The 18,203-nt window shown below is 41.4% G+C and carries 14 protein-coding genes and 1 pseudogene; 6 read left to right on the top strand and 9 right to left on the bottom strand.

All coding sequences use genetic code 11. The features are described from left to right. Window positions 1-64: 64 nt before the first annotated feature. The 3 genes from ACOI22_RS14255 to ACOI22_RS14245 all read left to right on the top strand — a co-directional run bounded on the left by ACOI22_RS14255 (window position 65) and on the right by ACOI22_RS14245 (window position 5,531). Entirely contained in the window at window positions 65-1,240 is a 1,176-nt protein-coding gene (locus ACOI22_RS14255) for a helix-turn-helix domain-containing protein (protein ID WP_420672786.1), read from the top strand. A gap of 211 nt (window positions 1,241-1,451) precedes the next feature. Next, entirely contained in the window at window positions 1,452-4,067 is a 2,616-nt protein-coding gene (locus ACOI22_RS14250) for a glycoside hydrolase family 3 C-terminal domain-containing protein (protein ID WP_420672785.1), read from the top strand. A 21-nt stretch (window positions 4,068-4,088) separates the two neighbouring features. Next, a complete protein-coding gene (locus ACOI22_RS14245) occupies window positions 4,089-5,531 on the top strand; it encodes a sugar porter family MFS transporter (RefSeq protein WP_420672784.1) in 1,443 nt (480 codons plus the stop codon). A gap of 75 nt (window positions 5,532-5,606) precedes the next feature. Here ACOI22_RS14245 and ACOI22_RS14240 read toward each other — a convergent pair whose 3' ends face one another. Further along, window positions 5,607-6,647, bottom strand: coding sequence for a LacI family DNA-binding transcriptional regulator (locus ACOI22_RS14240; protein WP_420672783.1), 1,041 nt, complete (start codon window positions 6,645-6,647; stop codon window positions 5,607-5,609). A gap of 230 nt (window positions 6,648-6,877) precedes the next feature. On the opposite strand from ACOI22_RS14240, the gene xylB reads away from it, so the two are divergent. From xylB to tal, 3 genes are read left to right on the top strand one after another with little or no spacing between them, the layout of a single operon-like run. Beyond that, window positions 6,878-8,335, top strand: a complete 1,458-nt coding sequence (gene xylB / locus ACOI22_RS14235) for a xylulokinase (RefSeq protein ID WP_420672782.1) — start codon at window positions 6,878-6,880, stop codon at window positions 8,333-8,335. Between the two features lie 26 nt (window positions 8,336-8,361). Continuing rightward, window positions 8,362-9,681 carry a xylose isomerase gene (gene xylA / locus ACOI22_RS14230; RefSeq protein ID WP_420672781.1) on the top strand — a complete coding sequence of 440 codons (1,320 nt, stop codon included), beginning with the start codon at window positions 8,362-8,364 and terminating at the stop codon, window positions 9,679-9,681. 40 nt (window positions 9,682-9,721) lie between these two features. Next, a complete protein-coding gene (gene tal, locus ACOI22_RS14225; RefSeq protein WP_420672780.1) occupies window positions 9,722-10,660 on the top strand; it encodes a transaldolase in 939 nt (312 codons plus the stop codon). Between the two features lie 5 nt (window positions 10,661-10,665). Here tal and ACOI22_RS14220 read toward each other — a convergent pair whose 3' ends face one another. From ACOI22_RS14220 to ACOI22_RS14185, 8 genes and pseudogenes are all read right to left on the bottom strand, one after another. Beyond that, window positions 10,666-11,301, bottom strand: coding sequence for a DNA-J related domain-containing protein (locus ACOI22_RS14220; protein WP_420672779.1), 636 nt, complete (start codon window positions 11,299-11,301; stop codon window positions 10,666-10,668). Then, window positions 11,294-12,151: a PA4780 family RIO1-like protein kinase gene (locus tag ACOI22_RS14215; protein WP_420672778.1), complete on the bottom strand. Its 858-nt coding sequence runs from the start codon at window positions 12,149-12,151 to the stop codon at window positions 11,294-11,296. The genes ACOI22_RS14220 and ACOI22_RS14215 overlap by 8 nt, the downstream gene beginning before the upstream one ends. Window positions 12,152-12,221: 70 nt before the next feature. After that, window positions 12,222-12,833, bottom strand: coding sequence for a flavin reductase family protein (locus ACOI22_RS14210; protein ID WP_420672777.1), 612 nt, complete (start codon window positions 12,831-12,833; stop codon window positions 12,222-12,224). Between the two features lie 19 nt (window positions 12,834-12,852). Then, window positions 12,853-13,089: pseudogene (locus ACOI22_RS14205) on the bottom strand (VF530 family DNA-binding protein); the annotation flags it as partial. A 5-nt stretch (window positions 13,090-13,094) separates the two neighbouring features. Next, window positions 13,095-13,349: an RNA recognition motif domain-containing protein gene (locus ACOI22_RS14200; protein WP_420672776.1), complete on the bottom strand. Its 255-nt coding sequence runs from the start codon at window positions 13,347-13,349 to the stop codon at window positions 13,095-13,097. 168 nt (window positions 13,350-13,517) lie between these two features. Next, window positions 13,518-14,483, bottom strand: coding sequence for a purine phosphorylase (locus tag ACOI22_RS14195; protein WP_420672989.1), 966 nt, complete (start codon window positions 14,481-14,483; stop codon window positions 13,518-13,520). 94 nt (window positions 14,484-14,577) lie between these two features. Beyond that, entirely contained in the window at window positions 14,578-15,699 is a 1,122-nt protein-coding gene (locus ACOI22_RS14190; protein WP_420672775.1) for a purine nucleoside permease, read from the bottom strand. Window positions 15,700-15,798: 99 nt separating this feature from the next. Next, window positions 15,799-18,198 (bottom strand): TonB-dependent siderophore receptor, encoded by a 2,400-nt coding sequence (locus ACOI22_RS14185; protein ID WP_420672774.1) that lies wholly within the window; start codon window positions 18,196-18,198, stop codon window positions 15,799-15,801. Window positions 18,199-18,203: the final 5 nt, after the last annotated feature.

The raw sequence follows: 18,203 nt of genomic DNA, 5'->3' as shown, positions 1-18,203 counted from the left end.
AAATACGCACTAAAATGAGCATCAAAGATGTGCTAAATAAAATTTAAGAAAGGTGAATTAAAAAGTGAAAGCAGTACTTTTCAACACGCACGACTTGGCGTTAATTTTTACCGTGTTTATATGTTTATTATTTAGCGCATTTCTTATTACTCTGAAAAAGGGGAATAAGTTAAGCAATTATTTATTGGCTTGCTTTTTACTTGCACAAGCGGCCATTCCTATGGACAACCTTATTAATTTTGGTGAAGCGTTCAGAGGCTTCGCATTAGATATTTCACCTAATTTATTTTATACCTTTGGTTTGGCGTTTTGGGTAGAAGTGCCGCTCTTGTTGCTTTATATAAAATCTTTAGTAAACAAAAACTATAAGCTCAAAAAAACAGACGCACTATATTTTATACCCTTTGTTCTGTATGCCACGTACTTTTCATTTGACTGGCTTGCTCTTGAAAGCGCGTCAAAGCTAGACGCATTACAAAATGGCGACATTGCCACCACCCCTTTATTAGACCGCATCATTTATTTTTTTCGCGAGTGCTTTCGCTTTTCTATTAGTGTGCTGTGTTATTTAGAGCTTCAAAAGTATCAGAAAAATATTAAAAACGAATTTGCAGAACTAGAAAGTGTTGACCTTACTTGGTTAAAAGTACTGGTTATTGGCTTTTTAGTTGTACACATTAACGCAATCTTTGTGTCGATAGGCATAATAATGTCTTACGAATTGGGCATAGTGGTTGATCATGAACTCCTGGGTTTAACATCAAATTATGCCGTGTTGCTGCTTATAACGAGTTTAATCTTTTTCAGTGCAGGCAATTCACGAATATTTCAGGGTATAGATAAAGAACTAGCTACTAACGAGTGTAAATTACCCGACTCATTTGAGCCTGAAAAAATAAATAAGATTGAAACATACCTTGTGCAGAATAAACCTTACTTAAGCCACTTACTTACACTTGATAATTTAGCGAGCCAACTGGGAATTGGTGCAAGAAGTTTGTCTTCAATAATTAATAAGCACTTTGGAAAAAACTTTTTTGAGTTCATTAACTATTATCGAATTGAAGAAAGCAAACGCCTACTTATTTTAGAAGAAAACAAAAGTGTGACGATGTTAGAAATAATGGATAAAGCCGGCTTTAACAGCAAGGCAACCTTTAATACGTTTTTCAAAAAACTGGTGGGTAAAACCCCTACGCAATTTAGAAAAGATCACTGGGAAAAACTGAATGCTGAATAGCGAATACGGCCGTTTATTTGGCATGCAAATTATTGACTAATCTACATGAGTGACTAAAAATAGGGCACTACTCACCTATAATATGTAGTTCAAATACACGTTAGTACCGATACTTAAACGTTCAAATTTATATTTTGCTTACCCTCAGACGAATTGGTCAGTTCGCTTTGTTATGTTATTTTAATCACATAATATTAAAGACTTTATAACAATGAATAACATTAAATTAAAAAGCATAGTGGCACTGAGCATCATTTCAAGCTTAGCTGCATGTTCTGGAGTGGCACCCGAAAAAGACGAAACTCCCCTTTATTTAGATGAATCTGCACCTACACAAGCCCGTGTTGATGATTTGGTAAGCCGCCTAACAGTAGATGAAAAGGTGGCTCAATTGTTTGATAAATCTCCAGCTGTTGAGCGTTTAGCTATTCCTGAATACAACTGGTGGAACGAAGCGCTTCACGGTGTGGCAAGAGCAGGCAAGGCTACCGTTTTTCCGCAAGCGATTGGCTTAGCCGCTACATTTGATGAAGATTTGATACTACGCGTTGGCACCGCGATTAGTGATGAAGGACGCGCAAAGCATCATACATTTTTAAGTGAGGGCAATCGGTCTATGTATACCGGCTTAACGTATTGGTCTCCTAATATAAACATTTTTAGGGATCCGCGTTGGGGTCGAGGACAGGAAACATATGGTGAAGACCCATATTTAACCACTCGAATTGCCGTTAATTTTATAAATGGCTTGCAAGGTAATAACGATAAATATTTAAAGTCGGTAGCAACCCTAAAGCATTATGCGGTTCACAGTGGGCCAGAAGTATCTAGGCACAGTGATGACTATAGCGCCTCACCGAAAGATTTAGCTGAGACTTACTTACCAGCTTTTAAAGACGTAATTGCCGAAACCGATGTGGCTTCCGTTATGTGTGCATACAACAGTGTGAATGGTACACCTGCTTGCGGCAACAATGAGCTTATTCAAAACAAACTGCGCGGTGAATTTAATTTCAATGGATACATGGTGTCTGATTGCGGGGCGATTGCTGATTTTTACGACGTAAATTCACACAATGTTGTGAGCACTGAGGCCGAAGCCGCGGCAATGGCTCTTAAAACAGGTACTGATTTAAACTGCGGTGATCACCACGGCAATACCTTTAGTTACTTGACTGAAGCGCTTGAACGCGGCTTAGTGACACAAGATGATATTGATAAAGCACTCAAGCGGCTTATGTACGCACGCTTTAAACTTGGCATGTTTGATGATGCTCAAAACGTCCCCTTTTCACAAAAAGCAATTGAGCTGGTGGGTTCGAAAGAGCACCTAGCGCTAACAGAAGAAGCCGCAAGAAAATCGCTCGTATTACTGAAAAACGATAGTTTGCTGCCTCTTAAGGGCACAGAAAAAATTGCGCTGATTGGGCCTAATGCAAACAACAATGCTATTTTGGTAGGTAATTATCATGGAACCCCGGTAAAGCCCACAACTCCTAAACTGGCAATGGAAACACGCTTGGCTAAAAACCAACTTACTTATGCGCCAGGCACTAGTATTACAGGGCAAGTGTATACGCATTACGAAACTATTGATGCGAGTAACTTTTATCACCTTGATCATAGCAACAACATGCAAACAGGTTTAATAGCACAGTACTACCCGGCAAACCATTTTGATGTTCAACCGGTAAAACGGGAAATTACTGACACGATAGATTTTAGCTGGGATCGTTCGCCTATTAACGGTTCGTCTGAGCAGGAATTTGCAGTTAAGTGGCACGGCATTTTAAAACCAAGTGAAACCGCAGAGTATTACTTTAAGGCAAACAAGTTAGCATTTACCTTAGATGGTAAGCATATAAACGGGGCGGTGACTCTGCAAAAAGACCAGCAATACACTCTACAAGCAAGCACTAAAATAAATCAAATGTGGCACAGCAATGCAATACATCCTGAAGTGAGCTTAAGATGGCTTAAAAACCCACAAACTTTAGCGCAAGAAGCAATTACTGCTGCGAACGCAGCTGATGTAATTGTATTTGTTGGAGGCATAAGTGCAAACCTTGAGGGCGAAGAAATGCCTCTTGAGATAGACGGTTTTTCTCATGGTGATAGAACCAATATCAAATTACCGCAAAGCCAATTAAACCTGCTTAAGGAGTTAAAAGCTACCGGTAAGCCAGTGGTGCTGGTCAATATGAGTGGTAGCGCAATGGCGCTTAATTGGGAGAACGAAAATTTAGATGCCATTGTGCAGGGCTTCTATCCGGGTGAAGCTACTGGAAACGCACTTGTTAGCTTGCTGTATGGTGAGTTTAGCCCTTCTGGGAAATTACCCATTACTTTCTATAAGTCGGTAGCTGATTTACCTGATTTTAAAAATTACTCCATGGAAAACCGCACCTACAAATACTACCAAGGTGATGTGCTTTATCCTTTCGGTTATGGCTTAAGTTATGCCAATTTGCATTACCAAAACACAGCTCACACCGTAGATGCAAATTCGGGTGACTTAACTTTAGAAACTAGCATTGCGAATAAAAGCGATTTTGCCGCTGATGATGTAGTACAAGTGTATGTATCTATGCCAGATGCTCCAGTGAAAACACCAAACAAGCAACTAGTGAGTTTTAAGCACGTAAGCTTTGACCGCAAAGCGGTAAACAAGGTTAAGTTTACTATTCCTAAGCAGCAGCTTAGTTATATAGATGAGAATGGCAACGCAATTGCCTACAAAGGGCGCTTAGAAGTGACCGTTGGGTCAGGGCAGGGAATTAAGCTACCTGAAGATAAATACACAACATCAAGTATTTTGTTGCAATAGAAAAATACCAAGGACACAAACATGGAAAACACAACAATAAATTCCACATTACACGGTGCGTCAAGTAATAGCGCTAGTGGTGAAAAAGAAAACTTACTTCGCATATTTTTTATTGCTTGCGTAGCCGCTATTGGCGGCTTCTTATTTGGCTTTGACAGCGGCGTTATAAATGGCACCGTTGATGGCCTTAAGCTTGCCTTTGAATCAGACAGCGTAGCAACAGGCTTTAACGTTGCAAGTATGCTACTTGGCTGTGCAATAGGTGCACTTATAGCGGGTAAATCTGCTGATGCTTATGGGCGCAAGAAGGTATTACTCGTTACAGCCGTACTTTTCATTTTAAGTGCTTGGGGTTCAGGTATTGCGGGCTCTTCAGGCGAATTCGTGTTTTACCGCTTAATAGGGGGCTTAGCGGTGGGAGCGGCTTCAATACTTACGCCAGCATATATAAGTGAAATAGCACCTTCACGTTTACGGGGAAGACTTACTTCTATTCAGCAAGTGGCCATTATTTCAGGTTTATTCTGTTCATTTTTTAGTAATTACTCGCTGGTACAAGTGTCAGGTAATTCAATGGAAACCTTGTGGCTTGGGTTTGATACTTGGCGCTGGATGTTTTGGGTAGAGTTGGTGCCCGCTAGCATCTTTTTAGTGGCCTTAATTTTCATTCCAGAAAGCCCGCGCTATCTTGCAATGAATAACCAATATGAAAAAGGAACGACTATTCTTACCAGCCTGTTTGGGGCGAAAAATGCCGCACTAATGTGGGATGAAATTAGAATGTCATTGCGTAATACGGAAAAGTCTAAACTGCGCAATTTGTTTGTTCATAACTCATTTAAGTTAAAACCAGTGATGTATGTAGGCATTGGTTTGGCAATATTACAGCAGTTGGTGGGCATAAACGTTGTGTTTTACTACGGCGCAGTGCTTTGGCAAGCAGTTGGTTTTTCTGAATCTGATGCCTTATTAATTAATATTATAAGCGGTGCACTTAGTTTAGTAGCTTGTGGTATTACCTTGGTTCTAATAGACAAATGGGGACGCAAGCCCTTCCTTCTTTTAGGTTCAATTGGGATGACCTTTTCATTGATTGGCTTGGTGGTTGCGTTTTCAAATGGAACGATAGATGCACAAGGCCAGTTACAACTTGGAGATTGGGGATTTGCGGCGCTGGTTCAAGCTAACTTATATGTATTTTTCTTTAATTTATCATGGGGCCCGGTTATGTGGGTCATGCTTGGCGAAATATTTCCTAACAACATGCGAGGCCTAGGTTTGGGTGTGGCTGGTTTAGCGCAATGGTTAGCTAACTTCTTAGTGACTATGACTTTCCCAATTCTACTCGCGGGCGGTGGTTTAGCACTTGCTTATTCGCTTTATGCTTTCTTCGCTTTTGTTTCAATTATTTTTGTTATTTACCTAGTAAACGAAACAAAAGGAACAAAGTTAGAGCAGGTATAATTACCGAATGGCTATCGCTTTCATTAAGTTATTTAAGGCGATAGCCCATTGTGGAATTGAGAAGCGGCGTGTTAGTTAAGTATTCTGATTATGGGCACTTGATTCACGTTCAATAATTTCAAAGTCGAGTATGTGACGTAAGTCAGCGCTTTTCACTTCGCTCAAATTTTTGTATTTGCCCGAGGCAAGAAGTGAAATAGACAGTTCTGCCATTTCATTAATAGGTTGTTTAACGGTAGATATGTTAGGCCACACAATGGTAGCGAGTTGAGTGTCATCAAACCCCACCACTGACAACTCCTTGGGAATATTAATTCCTTGTTTTTGCGCAATGGAAATAACCGCCGCGGCCATGTCATCGTTGGCTGCAAAAATGGCGGTGGGTTTATCATCAAGTGAAAGCAGTTTAACAGCAGCCTCCATGCCTGATTGGTAAGTAAAACTTCCGTGTTCAATATATTCGGGTGGCGTAACTATTTGGTTTGAACGTAGCGCATCCAAATAACCTTGATAACGCATGCGGCTTACGCCTTGTTTGCTATCACCAATAATATGAGCAATTTTTCGATGCCCTTGGTTTATTAAGCGTTCGGTAACCTCAAAGGCAGCTTGGTAGTCATCCATGCAAATATAAGGAGCTATGTTTAGTTTGCTATCAGGCGTAATTCTAACAAAGGGGATATTGGCCTGCTTAAGTACATCTAAAACCACTTCGTTATTACACATAGGCGGCAGCAATATCATGCCATCTACTTGCGTCACATCAATCAATTGCTTTACTGATTCAACTGTTTGCTCAATGTTTCCATGGGCTTCGTCAACTACTAGGTGATACCCTATGGAGCGGCATTTTTTTAGCGCAGCTAACAAAAACTGACTAATGTATGAATCACTTGGGTTGTCATATATTAGGCCTAGAAAGAATGATTTTGTACTGGCTAAACGCCTAGCAGATACGTTAGGGCGGTAACTGAGTTGCTCAACTACAGCCATCACTTTTTCGCGGGTTTTATCACTCACTTTTGCATCTTGATTAAGTACGCGCGACACGGTCATCATAGAGACACCCGCTTTTTCGGCAACATCCTGTATTCTTGCTCGTTTTGTATCAGCCATGTTTATTTTTATACCTACTTGCCAATCGTAAATGCTATTTAAGCGCCTTATTTATAATGATTATACATAAATGTGACGCAGCAAACGCCTATTGCTTTATTTAAGATAAGGCTACCATTTTTTAGCTTATTAGAAACGTTTTGTTAAATAAAGTTTAACAACTGACTTGACTTAAGCATATCAAAGCAATAATGTTAGCGCTAACAAATATTGTAAAGAGTATCACATTTATGTTTCTTGGTATCGACTTGGGTACATCGGGCGTTAAGGTTATTGTGTTAAATGAACAAGACCGATTACTCGCTCAAGCGAGCAGTGCACTGAAGGTTAGCCGTCCGGCGCCGCTTCATTCTGAGCAAAGTCCAGCTGATTGGTGGGCCGCAACTTGCGCCGCAATAGATGAGCTCAAAAGCGTTCACCCTGAGCTTTTACAGGCAGTGAAGGCAATTGGTTTGTCAGGGCAAATGCATGGAGCCACCTTACTAGATGCCAGTAACAATATTATTCGTCCTGCTATTTTGTGGAATGACGGAAGAAGCGCTGAACAATGTGTTGAGCTAGAAAAGCGTGTTCCTCATTCCCGCAACATCACAGGCAACATCGCAATGCCTGGATTTACCGCACCTAAGCTTATGTGGGTAAAAGATCATGAGCCAGAAAATTTTGCCAAGATCGCAAAAGTACTTTTACCTAAAGATTATTTGCGTTTCCTAATGACCGGAGACTTCGCCTCAGATATGTCTGACTCTGCGGGCACACTTTGGTTAGATGTTAAACAGCGTGCTTGGTCACCCGAAATGTTGGCCGCTTGCGATTTAAGCGAACATCATATGCCAAGCCTATTTGAAGGTACGCAAGTTACCGGCAAATTGAGCGCTAATATTGCTGAACAATGGGGTATGCAGCAAGTACCGGTGGTTGCCGGTGGCGGAGACAACGCTGCGGGTGCGGCCGGAGTTGGCGTAATAGAACCTAATCAAGCCTTTTTGTCACTTGGTACATCGGGTGTTTATTTTGTGGCGAACGAAGAATACTTACCCAATCCAGATGGAGCTTTGCACACATTTTGCCATTGTATAGACAACACGTGGCATCAAATGTCAGTCATATTAAGTGCCGCAAGTTGCTTAGCTTGGGTGACTCAACTTACTGGCTTTAAATCTGAATTAGCGTTGCTTGAGCAGGTAAGCAAATGTGATTTCACTCAAGCTAATTCAGTGCTGTTTTTACCCTACTTAACTGGGGAGCGAACTCCGCACAATAATCCAAATGCAAAAGGTGTTTTCTTTGGCCTAAACAGCGACACCGATGCAGCAAGCCTAGGGCGAGCAGTGCTCGAAGGCGTAGCATTTGCTTTTGCCGACGGACAACAAGTACTGCTTGATGCGGGTGCACAAATAGATGAAGTCACTGTAATAGGGGGCGGCGCAAAAAGCCCCTTATGGGGTCGCATTCTTGCCAGCGTTCTACAACGGCCTCTAATTTATCGCGAAGGTTCAGAGGTAGGCCCTGCATTTGGTGCTGCGCGCCTTGCAAGAATTGGTCTAGAAAGCGCACCGGCTCACAAGGTATGCGTAAAAGGCAATGTTACGCAAACCATATTACCTGACCAAAAAATGCAGAACTACTATGAAAAACAATACATTACATTTAAAGCACTTTATCAAAGTGTGAAACCATATTTTTAACAGATTTAAATAAAACGGAGCACAATATGAGCGAACAATTTTTTAGCAATGTAGGAAAAATAAAATTTGAGGGTGAAAACTCAACAAACCCTTTTGCCTTTCGTTATTACGATGAAAATAAAGTTGTACTTGGAAAAACAATGAAAGAGCATTTACGATTTGCTGCTTGCTATTGGCATAACTTTTGTTCTACTGGTTTTGACATATTTGGTGAAGGCACATTTGATCGCCCGTGGATACAACCAGTAGGTAACCAGCTTGAACTTGCAGAGCAAAAAGTAAAAGCCGCTTTTGAATTTTTTGAGAAACTAGGTGTGCCGTACTTCTGCTTCCATGACGTAGATATTGCACCTGAAGGTGCTACGCTTCAAGAAAGTCATGACAACGTTACGCACATAGCCAATATTATAGAAAAAGAGATGGAGCGCACAGGGCTTAAACTACTTTGGGGAACCGCTAATTTATTTTCAAATGCGCGTTTTTGCGCCGGCGGTGCCACTAACCCAAATCCTGATACCTTTGCTTACGCAGCGGCTCAGGTTAAACATGCTATGGAAATTACTCACCGTTTAGGCGGCGAAAACTATGTACTTTGGGGTGGCCGTGAAGGTTACGATACGCTACTAAATACAGACTTAGCCCAAGAAGGCGAGCAGTATGCACAATTCTTAAAAATGGTAGTGGCGCATAAAAAGAAAATTGGATTTACCGGCACATTATTGATTGAGCCAAAGCCACAAGAGCCTACCAAGCATCAATATGACTACGATACCGCTACTGTTGCTGGCTTTTTACATAAGCACGGTTTGCAGGATGAAATTAAGGTAAACATTGAAGCAAATCATGCAACTCTTGCTGGTCATAGCTTCCACCATGAAATTGCGGTTGCTTGTGCAGAGGGCATTATGGGGAGTATTGACGCAAACCGTGGTGATATGCAAAACGGTTGGGATACAGATCAATTCCCCAATGATGTAGCTGAATGTACCCTAGTGATGTATGAAATCCTTAAAATGGGCGGTTTTACAACCGGTGGCTTTAATTTTGATACCAAGTTGCGTCGCCAATCTTGTGAGCGTGATGATTTATTCATTGGCCATATAGGTGGCATGGACACCATGGCAAAAGCCCTGTTAAATGCCGCGGCAATGATTGAAGGCGGTGAGCTGTCTGACTTTGTTGAAAAGCGCTATGCGGGTTGGAAAGAAGCTCTCGGACAAGATATTTTAAATGGAACGCATTCCTTGGAAAGTTTATCTGCATTGGTACATGAAACTAACATTAATTATAAGCAAGTATCTGGCCGCCAAGAACTGCTTGAAAACATTGTTAACCGCTACGTATAAGGATACGCCCTTGGTGTATAGCTAAGGGCAAACGCATATTATGAATTTGTTAGATCAACTTAAAAAAGTGACCACCGTTGTAGCTGACAGCGGTGATGTAGATTCAATTAAAGCCTTAAAGCCGGTTGATGCTACTACTAATCCATCATTAATTTTACAAGCTGCCAAGTTACCACAATATAAGCATGTAATAAGGGATGCAATTAGCAAAGCCGGCAGAAATGTTGACGATATTTGTGACCAACTCATTGTTAATTTTGGTTGTGAAATTTTAAAGGTAATTCCAGGGCGTATTTCAAGCGAAGTGGATGCCAGATTATCATTTAATACGCAGGCCAGTATTGAAAAAGGGCGCAAGCTCATATCGTTGTATGAGCAAGCGGGTATCTCAAAAGATCGAGTGCTTATTAAGCTCGCGTCAACATGGGAAGGGATTAAAGCGGCTGAGCAACTAGAAAAGGAAGGTATAAAGTGCAATTTGACCCTTCTTTTTTCAATGGCCCAAGCAATTGCTTGTGCTCAGGCAAATGTAACCTTAATTTCGCCATTTGTAGGACGTATTCTTGATTGGTACAAAGCCAGTGAAAACAAAGAGTATGCACCTAGTGAAGACCCAGGTGTACTGTCGGTAACTAAAATTTATCAGTATTACAAAAAATATGACTACAAAACGGTAGTAATGGGCGCAAGCTTCAGAAACGTAGACGAAATCATAGAATTAGCTGGTTGTGATTTACTTACGGTTTCACCTAAATTGCTTAACAGTTTGCAAAATCAAGAGGGCACTTTAGCCACTAAACTGGATGCCACGAAAATTGAGAAAGCATCACAGGCTGATTTAGTACCGCTTAGCCACGAGCAATTTCTATGGCAGCATAATGAAGATGCAATGGCAACTGAGAAGCTTGGCGAAGGTATTAGAAACTTTGCAAAAGACCAACGAATATTGGCAAAATTAGTCGAAGATTTAGTCAGTTAATTGGCTTATTCAGGCGTAATGCTGAGCAACAGTTGGTAGGCATCTTGTAGTTTTTGCGATGCGTCAACACTGCCTCCTTTATCCGGGTGGTGTTGATGCTGTCGCTTTTTATAGTGTTGCTTGATTAACGCTTGGCTAATGTTCACTTCGTTTTGCAGGCCCAAGCACAGTTTTGCAGCTTGAATATCGGTGTCACTATAAGCTCCGCGGCCGTCATCTATCGCCATTTTCTGCCAAAAGCTATTTAGTAAACTTTCTACTTCTTGCTCATTAGTTTGCACTAAATTATTCCAATCTAAATAGTAAGTGCTAAGTGGGTCAAGTGCTTCAATAGCATGCTTTTGCTGATTGTTACTCGTGGCAACTAATGGAAGTAGCTGAATACGAAGCGCACTAATCTCTAACTCGCCTTCTTGCTTGCTTCGCCACTCTTGGCGCAAAGTATACAGCGCGTGAAAAAGGACAAAATGGGTTTGAAACAGCATAAGAGGGTCTTTTAAAGCGTCTTCATTAAAGATGTTATGAGGGTTTTGCTTTAGGCTAGCAATAATATCAAACTCGCTTTTGCCTTCAATCAATTGCGCTTTCATAGACTGCAAGGCTGACATTAATTTAGCAAGCAAACGCTCATGATCACTCATCGCTGTTAGCGTCTCGCATACGCTCTAGGCGCGCTTGTTCTTCTTCAAAGGCTGCTTTTATTTCCTCTAGTACAGTATCTACGTCCGCTGAACTTTCATCAAACTCAAATTCACCTGTAAGTTGCGTGTCAGGAGTGAGTTCACCGGCTTGAAACAAGGCCCACATTTCTTGCGCATAGTAGGTTTGCTGTAATTCGGGCGCAAACTCACTGTAGTAGTCAGTCATGTTTTTTACATCGCGCGCCAACATTGCAAACGCATTGTTGTTTGCCGCCGCATTAACGGCTTGGGGTAAATCAATAATAACGGGGCCGTAGTCATCTACCAATACATTAAATTCTGATAAATCACCGTGCACAATGCCTGCACACAGCATAAGCATTACATAAAACATAACTTGTGCGTGGTCTTCAAGGGCTTGTTCTTTTGACATGCTCACATCATTCAAGCGCGGTGCTACATCACCTTCGTCATTTGTTACCAACTCCATCAATAACACGCCATCGTAACACCCGAATGGCTGCGGCACTCTTACACCTGCCGCTGAAAGGGTAAACAGGGCATCTACTTCAGCATTTTGCCACGCATCTTCTTGCTGTTTACGGCCAAAACTTGAGCCTTTCTCCATTGCGCGAGCGCGCCGGCTGTTTCTCACTTTTCTGCCTTCTTGATACTGAGCGGCTTTTTTAAAGCTGCGTTTCAGCGCGTCTTTATAGACTTTGGCACATCTAATTTCGCCTTGGCTTTTTACTGCGTAAACGGTGGCTTCTTTACCACTCATTAGTTGATAGAGCACTTCGTCAATTAAGCCGTCTTCTACTAATGGCAGTAATCGTTTTGGAATTTTCATAGCGAGTTATTGTTTACTCATTTTATTAGGTGGTACCTTAAGTTCATATTAGCCCTTGGCAAAACTTTGCTTAGTCGGGCCGAATTTTACTAAACACATTGCCAAGATTAGCGTATTGGTTTGCACCTAAACGGGCTAATGGGTCAATAGCTAGCGCATCTACGTTTATTCGTCCGTTTTCTTCGCTTACGGCGGTATCGTCAATATATAACGAGAGAGCTTCTAGAAAAATTAATTGCTGGGGCGTATTGCCTATTTCTTGGCGGCTATGCACTTTACACAAATATGCGATAGGTGCATCTTCAACTCGTTTTAAGGGCCAGTTGCTGTGCTTAACAAGCGATATATTATTGTGCTTGGTTTCACTTTCGCCGTAGGCTAAGGTTGCAGCACTTGCACTGACTAACTCGGCTTGTTGGGTGTGCGCAATATGCACCACGCAATGCTGACCTAAGGCTAAATTTACGCCGGTATCTTTGGCGCTGCCATCAGGCTTTTTGCCCATTGAAATCATAAGCAAAGGCGGGTCACTGCACACCGCGTTGCAATAAGAAAAAGGGGCTAAGTTATGAGTGTTATCATTATTTTCGGTAAGTACCCACGCTATTGGCCTAGGTACTATTGTTTGAGTCATTAAATGGTAAACGCTATTGCTGGCTAAACTATTTAACTCAATATCCAATGTTTCACTCCTTTATTTATTTGTGTGACTGTAAGTACAAGGCTTCAACTTTAGCGCGCGCCCAGGGCGTTTTACGCAAAAATGTGAGGCTAGATTTAATGCTAGGATTATCGGTAAAACAGCGGATGTTAATTCTACGGCCTAGCTCTTCAAATCCGTATTGTTCTACCAAGGTTTCCACAACTTTTTTAAGTGTTATGCCGTGTAATGGGTCACCATCACCGCCAGTACTTTTATTAGGTGCTTGATTTGACATGGTGCTTAGCTATCTTGCGCCGGTGTAGAGGCTTTTTTCACGCGAATTTTACTGCCATCTAAATCAAGATTATTCAATTTATTAATCGCTATTTTCGCATCGCCGACCTTAGGCATTTCAACAAAGGCAAAACCTTTAGATTCGCCAGTGGCTTGGTCTAAAACTAAGTTACAAGATTGCACTGGACCAATATCAGCGAACAATTCAAAAAGAGCGTTTTCGCTGGTGGTTCTAGATAAATTACGAACAAGTAATTTCATGAGACAAATAAGTCCTAAATTTTGATTAATTAGGCACAGTGTATCGCATGTGTGGGTTTATATAACAATTTATTTGAGGTAGAGATATGTGCAAGCGTTTTGAATAAAAAGAGAAGCGTAGCGTGAAGGTCAATTCACGCTACGGGGAGGGGACTAAAAGGATAGTGATTACTCTGCCACTATCTCATTTAGAATACCGATTAACAGTTTAGTGCCTGTACCTGATGCGATTGCGTCAAATACGTTTTCAACGTTTTTGCCCTCTTGTCCGCCGGCAAGATCACTGACTGAACGAATGATTAACCAGTCAACGTCATTAACAAAACAGACTTGGCCCACAGCAGCTGACTCCATTTCAGTAACTTGCGCGCTGTATACGTCATGAAGCCATTTACGATAACTCGCGTTATCAGTAAATACTGAACCGCTCACGCCGTTTCCGCCAGCCACTACTTGAATAGGTTTTCCAGAGGGTAACTTGATCGTATCAATGGTTTTTAAGGTCTTTTTAGCAATGTTAAACAAGTTTTCAGATACGCTAAAATAGGGCATTTGCTTAGGCGAGTCCCAGCCTTCTTTTATTACCGACATTTCTTCAGGATGCATAAAGCCATAGTTTTTATACTTTGGCGCATGTGGATCTGTTTTTTCTCTTTCTTTATATGCTTTTAATGCGTTTTCGTAGTAATCAGGTAATACAAATTTGCCTTCTTCACTTGGGTCAGGGTTTACATATACTGACTCATCATGAAAATACCAGCGCTCAGGAATGGCAATGTCTCCAGGATGGAATTCAGGATTAACTGCCCCTGCAATCCCCATCATTATGACCTTATCAATAGGGAAGTAATCAAGGGCCATTTGCATTGTCATTGCGGCGTTAGGGATGCTTATGCCCGTAGTAAAAATAACAATGGGCTCTCCTTTATAAGTACCCAATTGATACTTAACCCCTTTAATTGTGACAACGCGGTCAATTTGTGCGTCATCCATTTTCGAAAAAGCGCTATCAATGGCTTTAATTTCAGGCGTATAAGCAGCCACTATGGCGGTCCATTTTTCACCTTCTGCAAATGTTCGGGGGCCGTATTGCGCTTCTTCTGCAAAGCTAAATAAACTGCACTGCAATAACATGAAAATTATAGTAATTCTTGTAAACATATTTGCCTTCTTTGGGTATTAATTTGAGTAATCTAAATGCTTATAAGCGTAAACCTTAAGCGTCAATCTATTGGGGTGTATTGTGTTTATAATCTTCCCAATTATTCACTATTTCATCAACAACAGTAGAGCCAACTTTGTAGGCTGATTCTAATGCTGACTCCATCCCTGCAAAACCTGTTTCGCCGCTTTCCGCCGCTAAATTATCTGCTGCGCTTAATGCATCGTAAGGCATGCTGTAATTACTAGCAGTACGCAGCACCATGAATCTATTTTTGTTTACGCGTTTAGCCTTGTCTAAATATAATATTGATTGATAGCTGCCGGTATCTTCCATCCCAGAGGTCACGAAATTCCCTTCACCGCCGGTCCAATATGCTGTCCAATTATTTGCCCATTCGTTAAGTATTGCGCCATGCCAAAATGTAGATGCGGCAAGTTGATCACCTTGCAATACAAAGGGGGGTTTTTGCGCGTTTGGATAATTTTTGTAGTTTTCCCTTAGTTCAGCCATTTGCGGTAAATCCAGTAAAACAGTATTTTTTGTTAACTGGTAAGCCCAATCACTTAAGCCATGATTAAGCTTATAAACTTCACCATTGGTTGAATTTGATGCTTTAATTGCATTTTGGTCAACCGTTTCCCCTTCTTCAACGGGCTGGTTTTTAAATAAAGGAAAATAACCACTGTTCCATGAGCTAGGTATTTCGCGTGCATCTATTTGGTGAGCAAGATCACCGTCTACTAACCATTTAGCCCAAACCGCTGAGCCTATTGAGGCGTCTTGGGGATCAACGCCTGCAATGCCTGCCACTAACCAATATGCATTTTTAAGATCAAAGCGTGGGTCAAGGCCTAAGGCCATAACCGCTGATGCTGCCTTTGCCGTGCCCATACCAGTAACAATGCCCATAACACCGGTGTCTTCATTTACGAAAATGTCATGATGTGAAGCGGGGAACGCAAACTGTGTATCTAATTGTTGGCGCGCTTTCCAAAGTTGGAATTCACCCGGTTTATCACCTTCATCTTCGCCAATTTCAAACATAGTGACCACAACGACTTTTATTTCAAGTGGCTTTATTGCGGTGTCTGCATTTTCAATATCTACTTCGATGGTTGGTGTGCAAGCTAGCATGAGCATTGCGCTGCATACCAAGCTACACAATTTACGCGCATTGTTGACCATGGTTTATCCTACTTTAATGGAGTAAATGTAAAACACCTCTTTGACTGACACAATCAAAGAGGTGTTTGAGATAATTAACATTGGTACTTGCTAGTTAACTTAGAACTTATAAGTGAACTTAGCAGAGTAATGTCGAGGAAGCTCTGGTAATACAATTTGCGCACCGAACAAATCAGGGAAGTTAGCTCTAAAGTACTTCTCATCTGTTAAGTTTTTAACTGTAAAACTGGCTGTCCAATCGTCTGCTTCATAAAACACACCTGCGTTTACAAGGGTGTAACCTGGTAACTTAACCGATTGTGAGAAGCTAGAGTAAGTACTGTCTGCTTTAACCACGCTACCATTTAGAGCAAATCCGTTTTGGAAATCATAAGTGGCATTTAAGGTGTAGATATTCTCAGGAATACCAGCCTTACGTGCTTGTGATTCGTTGCCTACAAGGTTCAAACCAATTACGTTACCGCCTAACACTAACGATGGGTCTTCAAGGTTCACTAAATCTTCCAAACCTAAGAAGCCAAACTGTGTTCCGCCATCAAGCGCCGTTAGGTTAGTTACTTTCAAGTTAGTATAACCGGCACCAATAACGAGCTGGTCAGTGGCTACCCAACGAAGTTCAAACTCGGTACCTTCGTTCTCAGTAGTTGCGTTAGTTACGATTGCTTGGGCACTAAAATCGGTACGTTCTTGCTTGTACTTTGATAATGCAAAGTAAAGCGTTTCGTCCAACAATGAACCCTTAATACCGTATTCGAATAACTCAGAGGTATCAAATGCGCCATCAGTTAATTGGCCAACACCAATTTCTGCACCTTGGCCTGCAACCAACGTGGCTTGCTCAGCAGCGGTAATATATGGCACTAAACCGTTGTCAAATTTCCAAGAAATACTGGTGTTCCAAGATAAACCTTCAACGGTGTCTTCTGCGTCTACAATAGGGCCTTTTTGAAGAAGCAAATCACCACGGCTTTTTGAATCAATGTTAATGGTGTCGTAACGCAAACCAAGTAAAACACTTAAACCAAAGTCCCAAGTTAAGTCAGTTAAAGCAGCAAGACCAAAGTTGGTGTATTTACCATCATCATAATTGTCATAGTTATCATTAATGCGGGTAGACAACTCACGGCGATCAAGTGCTGACGAAGCCATTGTTAGGTCACGGCGGTTAAAGTATTCGTAAGTAAAATCATCACCGTGTAAAAATTCAGTGTGGCGAACTGATGGTGAAATTTGCACTTGCGCGACTAAACTGTCAATTTCAAATTCGTTGGCGAATATAAGTTTATTTTCAATAACTGAGCTATCATGAAATTGCGAAAACCCGTAAGCATTTTCATTGAGGTTGTCATACTCCTCATAGAATAATTGGTTTTTAACTTCCCAACCATTGTCAGCAAAATAGGTAATATCAAAATAAAGAGTGTTAACCGTGTTTTCAAGTACGTCATCTTCCGCTACCAGCACTTGGCTGCGCTTAAGCTGAGTAGTACCCACGTTTTCTAAGGCCATTAAAGCAGTGGCTTCAGCGTCAGTGAATGATGCGCCTGGTACGTAGAAGAAGCTATTTCCTGCTATGTTCACCGCGCCATATTCCGCGTGCGATATAGAGCCGTTTCCATCAGTATCGAGTGATTGTGCTGTACCTGTAATGTAGGTGCCGTTGTCAACCAAGTCTTGTGTTAAACGGTTCCAGCCCGCTACTTGGTTGCCATCATACTTGTGATGCATACCGCCAAACTCAATGAATAAGTCATCATTAATATCAATGTTTAGGGCAGCTTGAATAATGTTTTGTTTAGTACCTGAGTTTTCATAGTAGCTGTCTGAGTTTTCGTGCTCAGCGTATACGTAATAACCCATTTCTTTTCCACCAACTTCAGCAGGGCCACCCACTTCGGCAGTTATAACATTTTCATTCCACGAACCACGTGTATATGAAACTGCACCTGTTGGCTCTTCTAAGTACTGGCCGCCGCTTGCACGTGCTGACTTAGGAATAAAGTTAAGATAACCACCAATTTTAGCTGGGCCGTAAATGGGAGAGGCAGGGCCACGAACAATATCGATTTGGCTAGATGCACCAATAGGTGTTGCATAGTTACCAGGGTTATCAAGGCGTTTTACGCCTCTAAAATATGTTTCGCCGGGTGTACCACGAACATCTAGCGAACCTGCTACGCCGAAGAATGATTGTGTAAAGGTACCTGGAGCGAAGGTAATGAGTTCATCGATATCAGAAATGCTGAAACGCTCTAATTGCTCTAACGAAATTGAAGATGCAGAACGTGGTGTTTCAATAAGTGACTTACCAAAACCGAAAACAGCTTCAGAATCTTGACCAGGTAAACTCCCTAGTGAACCAACAATTTCAATTTTTTCTACATCTTCATCTGAACTTGCTTGTTCTTGAGCATGTACTAACATAGGCATACTCATAGCAATACTCAGTGATATTGCTGTTGCTAATTTGGATTTAGCAGAAAATTTTGGCTTACTCATAGCGT

Origin of the sequence: Glaciecola sp. 2405UD65-10 (assembly GCF_048820975.1) — a bacterium.
Taxonomy (GTDB): Bacteria; Pseudomonadota; Gammaproteobacteria; order Enterobacterales; family Alteromonadaceae; genus Glaciecola.
The sequence above is the reverse complement of the archived record's forward strand: the minus strand, read 5'-3'. Positions and strand labels throughout refer to the sequence as shown.